Consider the following 14,445-nt stretch of genomic DNA (forward strand, 5'->3'; position numbering starts at 1 on the left):
GAACCGAATGAGCCTCATCACCGCGACGACCCGCGCCCACCGCATCGACCGACGCATCTACGGCCAGTTCGCCGAGCACCTCGGTCGCGGCATCTACGAGGGCCTATGGGTCGGCGAGCAGGACGAGATCCCGCACAAGAACGGTCTGCGCACCGACGCGATCGCGGCCCTCCGCGAGATCAAGGTGCCCGTCGTCCGCTGGCCCGGCGGCTGCTTCGCCGACGAGTACCACTGGCTCGGGGGCGTCGGGCCCACCGAGCAGCGTCGCGCGATGGTCAATACGCACTGGGGCGGTGTCGTCGACCCCAACACCTTCGGTACCCACGAGTACTTCGAGCTCCTCCACCAGCTCGACGCCGAGGCCTACGTCAACGGCAACGTCGGCAGCGGCTCGGTGGCCGAGATGCAGGACTGGGTCGAGTACATGACCCTCGACAAGCACACCCCGATGGCCGAACTCCGCCGCGCGCACGGGCGCGACCAGCCGTGGAAGCTGCAGTTCTTGGGGGTCGGAAACGAGAGCTGGGGATGCGGCGGCAACATGCTCCCTCTCCACTACGCGAACCTCTACCGCCAGTACCAGACGTTCGTGCGCGACTACGGGGACAGCCACGTCGCGAAGGTCGCGTGCGGTGCGAACGCCGACGACTACGAGTGGACGGACGTCCTCATGGCGCGCGCCGCCGGGCACATGGACGCGCTCAGCCTCCACTACTACACGCTCCCGACGGGGGAGTGGGACGTGAAGGGCGCCGCGCTGAGCTTCGACGACGCCGCCTGGTACGACACGATCCACCGCACGCGGCAGATGGACACGCTCCTGCGCCGTCACGGCGAGATCATGGACCGGCACGACCCGGCGCGCCGCGTCGGCCTCTTCGTCGACGAGTGGGGCACCTGGTACGACGTCGAGCGGGGGACGAACCCGGGCTTCCTGTTCCAGCAGAACACGATGCGCGACGCGATGGTCGCGGCGGTGAACTTCCACATCTTCCACCGTCACGCCGCCCGCGTCCGGATGACGAACATCGCGCAGATGGTGAACGTCCTCCAGGCGATGCTCCTCACCGACGGCCCGCGCCTGCTGAAGACCCCGACGTTCCACGCGTTCGGCATGTACATCGACCACCAGGACGCCGATTTCGTCGAGACCGTCGACGACGGCGGGCGCTCGGGCGGTCGTGGCGGAGCGCACCTCGACCACACCGTCAGCGTCAAGGACGGCGTCTACACCGTCAGCGCCGTCAACTGGGACCTCGAGACCGAGGCCGAGCTCGCACTGCGGCTGCCCGAGCGGATCGGCGAGGTCGTGAGCGCCCGGATCCTGCACGCGGCGGCATCCGCTCACAACACCTTCGACGAACCGGATGCTGTCGCCCCGGTCGACTTCGACGGAACCGTCGTGGCGGGCACCGACCTCCGTCTCGCGCTGCCGCCGCGCAGCATCGTGACGGTGCGGGTGCGGGCAGCCGGATGAGCGAGACGGCAGCCGAGCTGCTGCCGCTCGCCGCCGTCGCACTGACGAACGGTCCGTTCGCCGCCGCGCAGCAGCGCGCTCTGCGGACGGCGCTGGACCTCGACCCCGAGCGGCTGCTCGCGCCGTTCCGCCGGGAGGCGGGGCTGGCGACGGGTCCGGGATACGGCGGCTGGGAGTCGGAGGGACTCGACGGGCACACGCTCGGGCACGTCCTCAGCGCGCTGTCGGCGCACGCGGCCGGCGGGTCGGCCGCCGCACGCGAGCGTCTCGAGCTGCTGCTCACCGGGCTCCGCGACTGCCAGGTCGCTCACGGCACGGGTTACGTCGGGGGCGTGCCGGACGGCGTCGCCCTCTGGAGCGAGATCGAGAACGGACGGATCGACGCGCAGACGTTCGATCTCGACGGGCGGTGGGTGCCGCTGTACAACCTCCACAAGACGCTGACGGGTGTCATCGACGCCGCGGTGTACGCCGACTCCGCGCTCGGACGGACCGTTGCGGCGGAGTTCGTCGAGTGGTGGCTGCGGGTGTTCGCACCGCTCGGAGACGCCGACGTCGAGATGGTCCTCCGGACCGAATCCGGTGGCCTGGCGGCATCCCTCGGTCGATGGTCGCAGTTCACCGACGACGAGCGCCCGGGCGGGCTCGCCGTCCGTCTCGCCGTCCGCGCCTTGTGGGAGCCGCTCGCGGCGGGGCGTGATCCGTTGGACGGACTGCACGCCAACGCGCAGATCCCGATCGTCGTCGGCCACGCCGTCCTCGCCGGACTCGGCTGGGGCGAGCAGTTCGCCGCCGCGGCCCGGACCTTCTGGGAGAGCGTCACGCGGCACCGGACGACCTCGATCGGCGGGAACAGCGTGCGCGAGCACTTCCCGCCGCGCGACGATTGGTCGACCATGTTCACGGCGCGCGAGGGCCCCGAGACGTGCAACACGGTGAACATGGTCGAACTCGCCCGTGAGCTCCACCGGCTCGACGGCGGCGCCGAGCACCTCGCCTACATCGACCGCGCCCTCAGCGCGCACGTGCTCTCGGCGCAGCATCCCGACCACGGCGGCATCGTGTACTTCACGTCGCACCGGCCGGGCCACCATCGCGTCTACTCCCGACGCGAGACGGGATTCTGGTGCTGCATGGGCACCGGTCTCGAGGCTCCTGCCCGGTTCGCCGCCGCGGCATTCGCGCAGGCTCCCGGGCGTGTCGACGTGAACCTCCTCGTCGGTGCACGCGCCCGAGTCGAGGACGTCGTCGTCGAGACCGAGACCGACCGTCCGTTCGGGGACGACGCGAGCATCCACGTGAGCGTGCCGACTCCGCGCTCCTTCGTTCTGCGGATCCGTCTGCCGGAGGGGGTGGATGCCGGGACGGCGGAGGCCCTGGTCGACGGCACCGCGTACCGGCCGGCGCCCGATGGCTGGTTCCGCATCGATCGCACGTGGACCGACCGCACAACGGTCCGGCTCACGCTGCCGCCTGTGCTCCGAGTCGAGGCGGCCCCCGACGGATCCGGGTGGGCGACTCTCGTCGACGGGCCTCGCGTGCTCGCCGAGCGTCTGCCTCATCCCGCCGTCGACCCGCTCGCGACGGACGCCCGCATGGGCCACATCGCCCGCGGGGCGCTGCTCCCGCTCGCAGCGGCGCCGATCCTGACACCCGAAGACGTGCGGTCGGCGGACCGATCCGGAGGCCGCGTCGTCGTGCTGCCGGCGACCCCGACCCGGCGCGAAATCGTCCTCGAACCTTTCGCCTCTCTGCACGATGATCGCTACATCCTCGCCTTCCCGTTCGCGTCAGACGGGGATGCCGCGGCCCGCCTCACCGCGCTCCTCGCCGAGGACGCACGCGCCGACGAGCTCGACTCCCGCACGATCGACGCGGTGACGTTCGGTCAGCAGCAGCCGGAATCCGATCACGCCCTGACGTTGGCCGGCACGGAGTCCGGATACAACGCGGTGCACTGGCGGAGGTTCTTCGGTCCTTCGACGTTCGTCCTGCAGGACTGGGGTGCGTCGGCCGCGACCTTGCGTGTCTCCTGGCTCTCGGATGCGGTCGGCCGGCGGATGATCGTCGGGATCGGGGACGACGTCGTGGTCGACCGCATCATCGATGCCGGCGACGGCGACGGCATCGAGATCGACCTCGCTGCCTACGCCGACGGCCGGTCTCGCTGGGTCGTCGTGGTGGACGGGGCAGGCGAGGGCACTCCGCGCCTCACCGAGGCCCGCCTGATGAGCGCGGCGGTCGCCTGACCGGCGGCCGTCAGGCGTCGTGACGCCAGAACGCGCACGCGTGCGCGTCGAGGCGGAGGTCGACGGCGGTCGAGTCCGGCGCGACGCCGCGCACGGTCTCGTCTCCTCTCCGACCCGGGCGCGTGGGCACGGTCGCATCCGTCCACACGTCGACGATCGACCCGGGTGCGGGGCCGAGTCCGAGGTCCCGCGTGTCCAAGGTCGCCGTCAATGCGGAGCCGGTGGTGTTGACCGCCGCGATCCACGTCGTCGCCCCGCCGGTCGCGTGCCAGAGGACGAGGCCGTTCTCGCGCCGGATCTCACCGGACGACTCCGCTCGCGCCAGCAGGTCGACCAGGGCGGGGCTCTGCAGGAGTGAGATCGTCTCGGGCTCGGTCGAGGGCAGGTCGCCCCCGAACATGAGCGGCGAGCGGGCGATCGTCCAGAGTGTCAGCAGGCTCCGCCGCTCGGCGGGGGTGAGCGCATCGTCTCGTGGCTCGCCACGCTCGGCACGGATCCCGATGCGGCCGAGCGGCAGCATGTCGGCGTCCGGCCAGGCACCCCGGCGCGCATGCGGCGCCCATCGTGCCATGCGTCCGAGGTTGTCTGCGACATCCTCCCACCGGTCCCACACGTCATCGCAGATGCGCCACATGCTCGCGTGTTCGGCGAGATGCCCGCGGTGAGCCGCGGATAGGTCGCGGCCGGGGGAGAGGCTGAGGATGATCTCGCGCTCGGCGGACTCCACTGCCGCGCTGTATGCCGAGATGTCCTGCTCCTGGTAAGGCCAGAGCATGTCGTCGGCCTTGATGAGGTCGACACCCCACGCGTCGTAGAGGGCGACGGTCGAACGGTAGTACGCCGCGGCGTCCGGATGGGCATGATCGATGCCGACGAAATGGGGGTTCCACTCGCAGTCGTTCGCGGGGTCGGCGATCGCCGACAGCGGCGTCGAGGTGCCGTGCAGCAGCAGACCTTCCGCCATCGCCCGACGAGGGATGCCGCGCATGACGTGCAGCCCGAACTTCAGACCGAGCGCGTGTATCTGCGCGGCGAGCGGTCCGAACCCCGCGCCGCCGGACGAGGAGGGGAAGCGCGCCGGGTCGGGGAGGAGCCGCCCGTGCTCATCGATGTGCAGCCGGGCGTCGTCGTTGTAGCCGTGGGAGCGAGCGTCGGGATCCGCCCAGTCCGCGTCGACGACGATGGTGTCCCACCCGGCGTCCCGCAGGTGCTCCGCCATGAAGCGGGCGTTCGCGAGCACCTCCGCTTCGGTGACCGTCGTGCCGAAGCAGTCCCAGCTGTTCCATCCCATCGGCGGGCGATCCGGGCGTGCGAGGACCATGTGACTCCTGTCGGGTTCGTCCTCAGCCCGCGACGGGCTGAGGGGCGGATGAGGCGGTCGGTGGAGGACCGGGCGGTTCCACTCGCGGACCGGGACGCGACCGCACGCGGCGGGCGAGAGCGCTCGAGTCGAGGTGGTTCTCGAAAGCGAGCACGGCCATCCCCGTCGCGACGCTGTTGACCTGGACCGGTGACACTCCGAGATCGAGACGCGCGGCGGTCAGTTCTGGAGCACGCTCGGCGAGGGCGATCCGCGCGGCCGGCAGCAGCGCGTCTCCGAGCGCCCACGCGGTCCAACCGGTGAGGGTCATGACCTCCGGATTGAGCACCGCGACGATGTCCGACAGGGCGATGCCCAGGTACCGCGCGGTCCGCGCGAGCGTCTCGGCGACGGGGGGATCGCCCACCGCGTCGCGGAGCCCCTCGATGAACTCCCGTTGGTGGAGCTGCAGGAGCGCGTGATCGGGATCCACCTCGCTGAGGGTGTGACGGATGCCGGGCACCCCCACGTACGCTTCGACGCACCCCCGGCGGCCACAGCGGCATAAGCGCCCGTCGAGCTCGAGGACCGTGTGGCCCCATTCGCCCGCCGTATGCGTCGCACCGCGGAGGACCCGCCCTTCGACGATGATGCCTGCACCGACGCCCGTGCCGAGATTCACGACGACAGCGCTCGAGCGCCCGCGAGCAGCGCCGAACCAGATCTCCGAATGTCCCACGGCCTGCAGGGGGTTCGCCGTTACCAGGGGTCCCGGGAGGCGTGGGCGCACGCGGTCCTCCAATCGGCGCACGTGCGCCGCCCATCCGGGCGTCGCCGCGGTGCCGGTGCGGTCCGTCGACAGGAGACCGGGCAGGCCGAGGCCCACCCCGAGGATGTCGCTCGGCGCGCGGCCGCCTCTCTCGAGCGCCAGGTCGACGGCACGCAGGAGAGCATCGGCCACGCTGTCGACGGACACCCACTCTTCATCGATCTCGACGTTCGCGGCGCCGATCTCCGTGACGGCGGCGTCGAACACGACGGCACGGACGTAGGTCTCGGCGAGGTCGATCCCGAGGAAGGAGCCTCCCTCGCCGTCGATCCGCAGCACCGTCGTCGGTCGACCGGTGCCGGCGCTGTCGGTCCCGGCATCCGCGATGAACCCGGCCTCCCTTAGCTCCGCGACCAGGTTCGACACCGTCGCGGCGCTGAGTCCCGTCGTGTGCGCGAGTTCGGTCCGCGTGGCCGTCCCCTGCACGACGAGTGCGCGGACGATCTCGCGCCGGGAGGCGTCGCGGATCTCACTCGAGGATCGAGTACGGGTCATGGTCGTCACAGGTCTCTGACCCGAGCGGGGCTCAGGCGCCCCCGAGGCCTGTCTCCGCGACACCGCGCAGCAGCCACCGCTGCAGCAGGATGAAGACGAGCAGGACGGGGATGGAGGCGAGGAAGCCCGCGGCGAACAACCCGGTGTAGTCGAAGGTCTGCGCTGTGATGAACGACGACAGGTAGACCTGCACAGTGAGCGCGCCGAATCCCGTACCGGCGACCACGAGTGGCCAGAGGAAGGCGTTCCATGCGCCGAGGAAGCCGAGAACGGTGAGGGCCGCGGCGAAAGCGAGCGAGTTGGGCAGCACCACGCGAACGAAGGTGCCGATGTACCCGAGGCCGTCGAGCTTGCCGGCCTCTTCCAGTTCCCTCGGGAACGAGATGAAGAACTGTCGGAAGAGGAAGACGTTGAACGCCGTGAACAGCGTCGGGATGACGATGCCCTGCAGACTCTCGGTCCATCCGAGCCACGAGACGATCAGGTAGTTCGGGAGGAACGTGGTGGCGCTCGGGATGAGGAGCATCGTCACGGTCAGCGCCAGGAGCGGCTTCGAGGCGCGGTTCGGGATGCGGGCGAGCCCGTACCCCGCGAGGGCGCCGATGATGATCTGCCCCACCGTCATCGACACGGCCATGATCGCCGAGGTCACGAGGGACTGTCCGAAGCGCTCGTCGGCGAAGATCTCCGCGAACTTGCCCCAGTTGGGGTTCGTGGGCCACCACACGAACGTCTTGGAGGTGACGTCCTCGGGCTGCGAGACCGCGGTCTTGACCATGACGTACAGCGGCATCAGGAACAGCAGTGCGAGGACGATGAGGACCGCGTAGCGGAAGGTCAGTTCGACCCTCCGGCGGACGGGGTTTCCGACGACACTCATGAGGCGCGTCCCTTCCGGGCACCGCGGCGCGGCGCTTTCGTCTCGTCAGCGGCACCGAATCCGAAGAAGCGCGACTGCAGGAGGGCGACGAGGACGACGATCGCCGTGACGACGAACGCACCCGCGGAACCCTTGCCGTAGTCGAGTTGCTGGAACGAGAGGTTGTAGATGTAGAGGAGGGGTGGTCGGACCGAGGGGATCGTCCGTACGAGGTTGTAGAACTCGTCGAACGCCTGGAACGCCGCCACCAGCAGGAGGAGCATAACGGCCGCCGTGGTGGGGCGGAGCTGGGGCCACGTGATCGCGAAGAATCGCCGGGGTCCGCGGGACAGGCCGTCGATCGCCGCGGCTTCGTACAGCGTCTCGGGGATCCGCTGGAGGCCGGCGATGAACAGCAGCATGTAGAAACCGACCTGCAGCCACAGGCGGACGCTCACGATGACGACCCAGTAGTAGGGCGACTGCGTCAGCCAGGCATCCACCGTCGGCAGCCCGAGCGAGGAGAGCACCGAGTTGGCGACGGAGGAGGTCGATCCGCTGAAGATGCCGAGCTTCCAGATCAAGGACGCGATGACGTACGAGAACGCCGTCGGCAGGAAGAAGACGGATCGGAAGAAGGCGCGGGCGACCGGGAGGTTCGCCACCAGCATCGCGAGGACCAGCGAGACGATGAGGGTGGTCGGCACGACAAGCACCGCGAACACGGTGAACGACAGGAGCGATGACAGGAAGCTCGGGTCGGTCAGCAGCGAGACGTAGTTGTCGAAGCCGACGAAGTCGGTCGGCGTGATGGTCGCAACGGCGCGCGTGAAGCTGAGATAGAAACCCCAGAACAGCGCGATGATGCTGAAGATCAGCAGGCCGAGGAAGAACGGGCTGACGAAGAGCCAGAAGGCACGCCGGGTGCCTCGGATCGGACGCCGGCGTCGCGGCACGGACGGCGGGGGAGTGGGCCGGTGGCCCGGGTCTGAGACCCGGGCCACCGGAGTGTTGAGTTGAGTCACTGGAGTGCGTCCAGCATGCCCTGCATCGTGGTCTGAGCCGCAGCCAGCTCGGACTTCGCGTCCGCGCCTTCGACGACGATGCGGTTGACCGCGTCGGTGAGCGCTGTGCTCATCGCGGGCGTGTAGTACGGGCCGCCGGTCCAGCCGTACTCCGTGGTCAGGTCGACGATGTCCTTCGCGATGCCGTCACCGAGGCTCTTGGCCTGCTCGCGGGCGGACTTCAGCGGCGGGATGTGGAATCCGTACTTGGTGCTGAACTCGATCTGCCAGTCTGTGTCGTCGATCCACTGCTTCTTGGCGATCTCCTTCGCCTTCTCGATCTTGCCCGACTTGCCGGCGACCATCTCGTTCCACTGCGAGACGCCCACGATGGGCTGTCCGCCTTCGAGCGCCGGGACCGCGAATGCGCCCACGTCGTCGCCGAGCGCCTTCTTGAGGGCGGGGATCGCCCACAGGCCCTGCCAGCTGATCGCGACATCACCGGCGATGAAGGACGTCGGGTCCCACCAGTCGGTCGGTGCGCCCATCAGGAGCGAGCCCGAGTCGTAGAGATCGTGAGCCGAGGTCAGCGCGTCGGCGAGCTGGGGCGAGTCGAGCGAGACCTTCGTGTTCTCGTCGTTGATGATGCCGCCGGGGGCTGCCGGCGGCAGGTTGGCTGCGAGGATGCCCGCGCCACCGTCGTTGCCGAGGAACAGGCCCTTGTGGTCGGCGTTCGTGAGCTTCTTGGCCGCCTCGACGAGCTCGTCCCACGTCGTGGGGACCTCGATGCCGGCTTCCTTGAACATGGAGGGCCGGTAGACGAAGAGCTGGGCATCGGTGATCATCGGGATGCCGTAGTACTTGCCGTCGATCGTGACGGGCTTGAGGGCGATCGGGAGGATGTCGTCCTTGACAGGCTCGACGATGTCCGTGAGATCTGCGTACTGCCCCTGTCGGGCCGCCTCGACGTTGATCGCGTTGTACTCGAACAGGTCGACCCCGCGGCCCGATGCGAGCAGGGCGTTGACGCGCTGCGCGTAGTCGCCCTCGACCCACTGGAGGTCGATCTTGGCGTCCTTGTAATCGTCCGCCCAGCGGTTGACGGCATCCTGGACGCCGTCTTCACCGTACTGGTGGTAGAACTGCGTGATCGGGCCGTCCGCACCGCCGCCCGCGCCGCTCGAGCATCCGGAGATCAACAGCGCGGATGCGCTGAGGAGTGCTGCTGTGATTGCGAGCTTGCGTCGCTTGGGTGATGTCATCCTTCTCGCCTCTCTGCGGGATGGTGACGGCGATACGGGTATCCGATCGGTCCGCCGTCGCACCGATCGCCCTTAATCTAACGCTTAAAAGAAGGGGTGGTCTACCCCTGATCCAGAATCGGTTCGGCTCTGGCAGTATTCATGCAGGCAGTCGCCTAGGTCGTGGGGATGCCGGAGAGAAGAGACAGTGGTCGGGAAGAGATCGTCGCGCGACATCCGCAGCGAGTCGCGTCTCGACGTCCTGCACGGTCTGCTCTCGGCGGGAACCTCGACGCGTAACGAGCTCGCCCAGACGACGGGGCTGAGCGTCGCCACCGTCGCGACCATCGTTCAGGAGCTCCGCGGCGAGGGCCTGGTGGTGGATGCCGGCAGCTCGGCGCTCGGTGCCGGACGACCGACGACGATGCTGCGGGTGAACGGTGACCGCGGCCGCATCCTCGGGATCGACGTCGCCGAGACGTACGTCCGCGCGATCGTGTTCGACGCGAGCCTCGAGGAGATCGGCTCCGTCGAGGTCCCGATGGACGAGTCCCTTCCGTCGGCGAGCAGCGTGACCGAGACCATCGTCCGCGCCGTCGACACGGCTCTCCGCGAGACGGCGATCGACCGCGAGCGTGTCCTCGGCGCCGGCATCGCCCTGCCCGGCCTCATCAGTGCGGAAGAGTCGGCGGACGCCGTCGCTCCCCGCTGGGCCGCGCGGAACGTCGAGGTGCTCCGCCAGCTGCGTGAGCGCATCGGTCTTCCGCTCGTCGTGGAGAACCCGCTGAAAGCCATCGCGACGGCCGAACTCTGGTTCGGGCGGGGCCGTACCGCGGCCTCGATGGTGATCGCGAACCTCGGCACGGGTGTCGGAGCAGGCATCGTGCTCGAGGGGAAGATCCTGCGGGGTGCGACGCACAGCGCGGGGGAGTGGGGTCACGCCGTTCTCGTCCTCGATGGGCGCGCCTGCCGTTGCGGTCGCCGGGGCTGTGTCGAGGCGTACGTGGGGGCACCCGGCATCCAGGTCACCCTCCGGGAGATCGCTCCCGATCACGAGCTCGCCGTCGTCCCGCAGCGCGAGTTCATCGACGGATTGGCACAGGCGCACCGCCGGGCCGGGGGAGACCCGGTCATCGACGACGTATTGGCGCGCACTGCCCATTACCTCGGGGCGGCGCTCGGCGACCTGGCCTCGATCATCGATCCCGAGGTGATGATGCTGACGGGCTGGACCGCGTGGACGCTCGGCGATGACCTGGTCGAGCCCACGAAGCGCGAATTGCAGCGCCGGGCACCGATCGGCGCGACCACGCCGCGGGAACTCGGGGTGTCGACGGTGCGGGGGAGTTCGGTCGCCATCGGGATGGCGACGCTGGCGTTCGAGCGTTTCCTCGGCGACGTCGGCCTCTCGACGACGCGTCTTCCGCTCGCCCTGTGAGGGCCGGTCGAACCCCCGTGCGGCAGGCCATACTGAGGACATGGGCTTCTCCCTGAGCTTCTACCCGATCGACGGCGGCGATCTCGGCGACGCCGACCGGGAGGGCCTGGCCGCATTCCTCGACGCACGCGGACTGTCGGTGCACTTCGACGGCAGCGGGCTGTTCTCTGCGGACGGTGCCACGCTGTCCTTCGACGGGGCCGGGAGCGACCTGGCCCTGGACGTCCTCGACCAGCCTGAGCCGGTCACCGGAACCCTCCCGCACGCGACCCTCAGCTCGTCGGAGTGCGCGTTCGTGTTCGACCTGTGCACGGCGGGGAAGTTGATGATCGTCAATCCGCAGGGCGATCCCACCTACCTCGGCATCGCCGGCATCCACGACGGTGATGATTTCCCCGATCCTGACGACGCGGTCGTGGTCGGCAGCGCGGCGGAACTCGCCCTCGCCCTCGAAGGCGGGTTCGAGAGGTTCCAGGACTACCTGCAGCGTGTCCTCAACGGGAACCCAGGCTAGATCCTCGGGTTGTGAGCCGCTCGCGAGCCGTACGCGCAGCGGCATCCTGTCCGATCGCGACACGGACGACGAGACCTTCCGGATGGAGCGCGACCTTATGGAACGCACCGTGCGTCACGTGCGCCGCCGTCCAGTCCCACTCCGGCCAGAACCTCGACGCGACCGCGCGAACGTCCGCGCCGCGGTCCGGCACGTCGATCTCGCGATCGTCGCTTCGTCGGTCGGTCACCCGTCCATCCTCTGGCCGGGGAGCACCTGCGTCGTCGCCCGTCGCCTACTGGTGACGAGCATTATTGAGTTGACCAGTATTCGGTTGACATGCCGGGCCACCCCACCTCCTCCGTCTGTCCAACCGTCCTCTGTATCGGGGTGTGATTCAGACTCGAGCGGAGATCGGAATGACCGCCTGCCTCATCTGTGGGCGTCGCGTGAAAGCTGCGCCGATTCGCACGGTCAGTTTGCTCACCTCTCAGCCCGCACCTTCGTGGGAGGTATCGAGATCGGCTAAGCGAACCGGCGAGAAATGAAAGGCGAATCCTCTTTTTGGGGTGTATCTGCAATGGTCGATGACACCGACATTTGTTCATTCTCGGCTGTCGGTCACCCGCTGGACGGAACGAGTCACGTTGCCCGGGTTAAAGCCCTTTGGGGTGAGAGAATAATCCGACACGCCAGACAGTAGTTTGCCACTTACCGCGTGAATCTATCGTCGACTCCAGAAGTTCACTCACTATCTTGATTGGAACCTGCGGGCGGCCTTTGGAGTCCTTTGGCAGTCGATCCAGAAGGTCTGGCGGTCCTGCGAATCGCCCGCCCCAGTCCCTGAGCCTGTAGCCAAGGCGCTTGGAGACGGCCGCTGCCGACGGACCATTAAGAACGAATCGATCACCAGTTCGATGTTGTCGGATCGGGGTGTTGCTCACCAGCTCTGCAAGTAGTCGATCGCAAGCTTCTCGCCGTCCCGCCAACACAAACAGGCATTCAGTTGAGCGATCGTGCTCATGGATCAGCTCCAGCCTGCAAAGGTCGAGCAGTACGTTATCCCACGAGGCGTGACTGGATCCGGCCCACTTCACTTCAACACAGACGGCTGCGCCCTTTGGATCATAGGGTCGCATGAAGAAGTCAACTTCGCGCTGTCGCCCGCGTCCCGCATCACGCCTCAGCGCTTCGTGGGCGTACCCGCCATGAATGCGATACTGCGAGGGGCTGACCTGGGCTGCGAGTATCTCGTTGATGACGCCGTGAAGGTAGACCTCGCTGAATGAGTTCGCCCTTTGGCATTCGTAATCGAAAGCGAGCCTTGCGGACGCGCCGTGGGCTATACGCCGACCAATATCCCTGGGGTGCACGGCGTCAGCTTAGCTACGCCCATTCGGCCTAGCTCAGACCGATTCGGCCGCACGACGCACCAGGCTGATCGCCGCGGGGAGCCGGTCAGTCGGCGTCACGGTCACCGAGCGATATGCTCACCGCGAAGAGGGTAACGACGAGCGCCCGATTTCGTGTGAAGCGATTCGGTTCTACGGGTGGTCACGATTCCTGACGCTCCTTCGCTTGCTGCCGTGACATGACAGTGAGATCTGACACGTCAACAACCAGCGTGATCATGGTTGCACGTGCGCGTCACGCAAGCCGGTGGGGTTGTCGCGCCAGCAGGTGCGCCGTCTGGCACAGCCAGATCAGCTGCTGTATGAATGTCGGTGTGAGCGAGCAAGAATTCGTGGCTGCCGATCCAACTGGAGATCCAGTCCTGGACGAGTCGGAGATCGACGACGTAGGCCTGTTCGAGACAGCGGCATCGAGTCTTCCCTACTTCGGGGCCGACTTCGACGTGGCGGGGCTCGTGCGTCGTCTCGACGATGAGGACATCCTAATTCCGCGATTCGACCCAGATGAATCAGCCGATCTCTCTATAGAAGGCTTCCAACGGCAGCGCGTCTGGACTGGGCCGCGGATGGAGAAGTTCATAGAGTCGCTGCTCCTCGGTTGGCCGGTGCCCAGCATCTTCCTTGTGGTGGAACCTGATGGTCGCTACCTCGTCCTTGACGGTCAGCAGCGACTGACAACCCTGCAGAGCTTTTACCGTGGCGAGCATCCCGACGGCCGCGTATTTGTGCTCAACGACGTGGCAGAGCACCTGAAGGGTGCAACGTACGAGACGCTCAGCAAGGAGAGCAAGAGGCGCCTGAACAATACGTTTATCCAAGCCGTGGTTATCGAGCCGGCGGGAGAAGACGGGCGCGACGCGGTCTACCGCCTGTTCGGCCGCCTCAACAGCGGAGGAGTATCGCTGACCGCCCAAGAGATCAGGGTTGCGCTATACCGGGGGCCGCTCGTGGAGTTCATTCGCGACCTGAATCATGATTCGTCTTGGAGGGTGCTGTTCGGCGCAGCACATAAGAAGCTAAAAGATCACGAGCTTGTGCTGCGCAGTCTCGCGATGGCTGACGTTATCCGTACCATCGACGGCAGATGGGACGATGATGAGGTGCTGAAGCAGGCCTACAAGCCACCGATGGCACAGTTTCTGAACAACTTCCTGGAGTCACACGGCAAGCTCGAGGACCTGAACGAATCTGAGGTCGCAGACGCCTTCGCAAAAGCTTGCCGGGTCCTCGTAGAGGCAAATGGGAGAGATGGGCTCAAGTTCAACGGACGTCTCAATGCCGCTCACATTGACGCGATGCTCGGCACTTTGATTCACGCCTTCACCAAGGGGCTCCCGATCGACGCTGCCGCCGTGAAGCGGGCAATTACCGCGCTGCGGTCGTCGGAAAGCTACACGGACTGGGTATCACGGAGTACCTCCCACCGAGACAGTGTCGTTGGGCGGCTCCGCGCGGCGGTCGAAGCACTCATCGGTTGAAGCCACCATGAGCGCGACGCAATCGACACCGATCGCTCACAAAGAGGCGTACGAGCTGTGGTCTCGCCTGGAGGCTGAGTTTGAGCGTTATCACAGCGCGATCGGTTACATCCCGATCGACCAGACCCGTATTCAGGACGATCTGCGCCGCTACCTCTGCCTACGCTGTG

Annotated in this window: 11 protein-coding genes; 5 read left to right on the top strand and 6 right to left on the bottom strand. The window is 67.4% G+C overall.

What is annotated here, in order from left to right; all coding sequences use genetic code 11:
* The first annotated feature begins 7 nt into the window (after positions 1-7).
* A complete protein-coding gene (locus BLR68_RS12850; protein WP_018186791.1) occupies positions 8-1,477 on the top strand; it encodes an alpha-N-arabinofuranosidase in 1,470 nt (489 codons plus the stop codon).
* Positions 1,474-3,726: a beta-L-arabinofuranosidase domain-containing protein gene (locus BLR68_RS12855; protein ID WP_018186792.1), complete on the top strand. Its 2,253-nt coding sequence runs from the start codon at positions 1,474-1,476 to the stop codon at positions 3,724-3,726. Before BLR68_RS12850 ends, BLR68_RS12855 begins: the two co-directional genes overlap by 4 nt.
* A 10-nt stretch (positions 3,727-3,736) precedes the next feature.
* On the opposite strand, the gene BLR68_RS12860 is transcribed toward BLR68_RS12855, so the two are convergent.
* The 5 genes from BLR68_RS12860 to BLR68_RS12880 all read right to left on the bottom strand — a co-directional run bounded on the left by BLR68_RS12860 (position 3,737) and on the right by BLR68_RS12880 (position 9,475).
* Positions 3,737-5,047: a glycoside hydrolase family 27 protein gene (locus tag BLR68_RS12860; RefSeq protein ID WP_018186793.1), complete on the bottom strand. Its 1,311-nt coding sequence runs from the start codon at positions 5,045-5,047 to the stop codon at positions 3,737-3,739.
* 22 nt (positions 5,048-5,069) lie between these two features.
* Complete coding sequence (locus tag BLR68_RS12865) at positions 5,070-6,350, bottom strand: ROK family transcriptional regulator (RefSeq protein WP_018186794.1); 1,281 nt, start codon at positions 6,348-6,350, stop codon at positions 5,070-5,072.
* Positions 6,351-6,381: 31 nt separating this feature from the next.
* Positions 6,382-7,230, bottom strand: coding sequence for a carbohydrate ABC transporter permease (locus tag BLR68_RS12870; RefSeq protein ID WP_018186795.1), 849 nt, complete (start codon positions 7,228-7,230; stop codon positions 6,382-6,384).
* Positions 7,227-8,165, bottom strand: coding sequence for a carbohydrate ABC transporter permease (locus BLR68_RS12875; RefSeq protein WP_018186796.1), 939 nt, complete (start codon positions 8,163-8,165; stop codon positions 7,227-7,229). Before BLR68_RS12875 ends, BLR68_RS12870 begins: the two co-directional genes overlap by 4 nt.
* A gap of 65 nt (positions 8,166-8,230) precedes the next feature.
* Positions 8,231-9,475 (bottom strand): ABC transporter substrate-binding protein, encoded by a 1,245-nt coding sequence (locus BLR68_RS12880; RefSeq protein ID WP_018186797.1) that lies wholly within the window; start codon positions 9,473-9,475, stop codon positions 8,231-8,233.
* A 187-nt stretch (positions 9,476-9,662) separates the two neighbouring features.
* On the opposite strand from BLR68_RS12880, the gene BLR68_RS12885 reads away from it, so the two are divergent.
* Positions 9,663-10,892: an ROK family protein gene (locus BLR68_RS12885; protein WP_018186798.1), complete on the top strand. Its 1,230-nt coding sequence runs from the start codon at positions 9,663-9,665 to the stop codon at positions 10,890-10,892.
* A 40-nt stretch (positions 10,893-10,932) separates the two neighbouring features.
* Positions 10,933-11,406 carry a hypothetical protein gene (locus BLR68_RS12890; RefSeq protein ID WP_018186799.1) on the top strand — a complete coding sequence of 158 codons (474 nt, stop codon included), beginning with the start codon at positions 10,933-10,935 and terminating at the stop codon, positions 11,404-11,406.
* Here BLR68_RS12890 and BLR68_RS12895 read toward each other — a convergent pair.
* Positions 11,387-11,635 (bottom strand): hypothetical protein, encoded by a 249-nt coding sequence (locus BLR68_RS12895; RefSeq protein ID WP_018186800.1) that lies wholly within the window; start codon positions 11,633-11,635, stop codon positions 11,387-11,389. The two genes, BLR68_RS12890 and BLR68_RS12895, sit on opposite strands and share 20 nt — an antisense overlap.
* Positions 11,636-13,111: 1,476 nt before the next feature.
* Between BLR68_RS12895 and BLR68_RS12900 the strand changes: the two genes are divergently transcribed.
* Positions 13,112-14,275 carry a DUF262 domain-containing protein gene (locus BLR68_RS12900; RefSeq protein ID WP_018186378.1) on the top strand — a complete coding sequence of 388 codons (1,164 nt, stop codon included), beginning with the start codon at positions 13,112-13,114 and terminating at the stop codon, positions 14,273-14,275.
* The last annotated feature ends 170 nt before the right edge of the window (positions 14,276-14,445 follow it).

The sequence above is a fragment of the Microbacterium sp. 77mftsu3.1 genome, assembly GCF_900100525.1.
Taxonomy (GTDB): Bacteria; Actinomycetota; Actinomycetes; order Actinomycetales; family Microbacteriaceae; genus Microbacterium; species Microbacterium aquilitoris.

What these genes read in the sequence shown, in the direction of transcription:
- BLR68_RS12860 (WP_018186793.1), bottom strand. Translation starts at nt 5,047, where the DNA reads ATGGTCCTCGCACGCCCGGATCGCCCGCCGATGGGATGGAACAGCTGG.
- BLR68_RS12850 (WP_018186791.1), top strand. Translation starts at nt 8, where the DNA reads ATGAGCCTCATCACCGCGACGACCCGCGCCCACCGCATCGACCGACGC.
- BLR68_RS12890 (WP_018186799.1), top strand. Translation starts at nt 10,933, where the DNA reads ATGGGCTTCTCCCTGAGCTTCTACCCGATCGACGGCGGCGATCTCGGC.
- BLR68_RS12865 (WP_018186794.1), bottom strand. Translation starts at nt 6,350, where the DNA reads ATGACCCGTACTCGATCCTCGAGTGAGATCCGCGACGCCTCCCGGCGC.
- BLR68_RS12855 (WP_018186792.1), top strand. Translation starts at nt 1,474, where the DNA reads ATGAGCGAGACGGCAGCCGAGCTGCTGCCGCTCGCCGCCGTCGCACTG.
- BLR68_RS12880 (WP_018186797.1), bottom strand. Translation starts at nt 9,475, where the DNA reads ATGACATCACCCAAGCGACGCAAGCTCGCAATCACAGCAGCACTCCTC.
- BLR68_RS12870 (WP_018186795.1), bottom strand. Translation starts at nt 7,230, where the DNA reads ATGAGTGTCGTCGGAAACCCCGTCCGCCGGAGGGTCGAACTGACCTTC.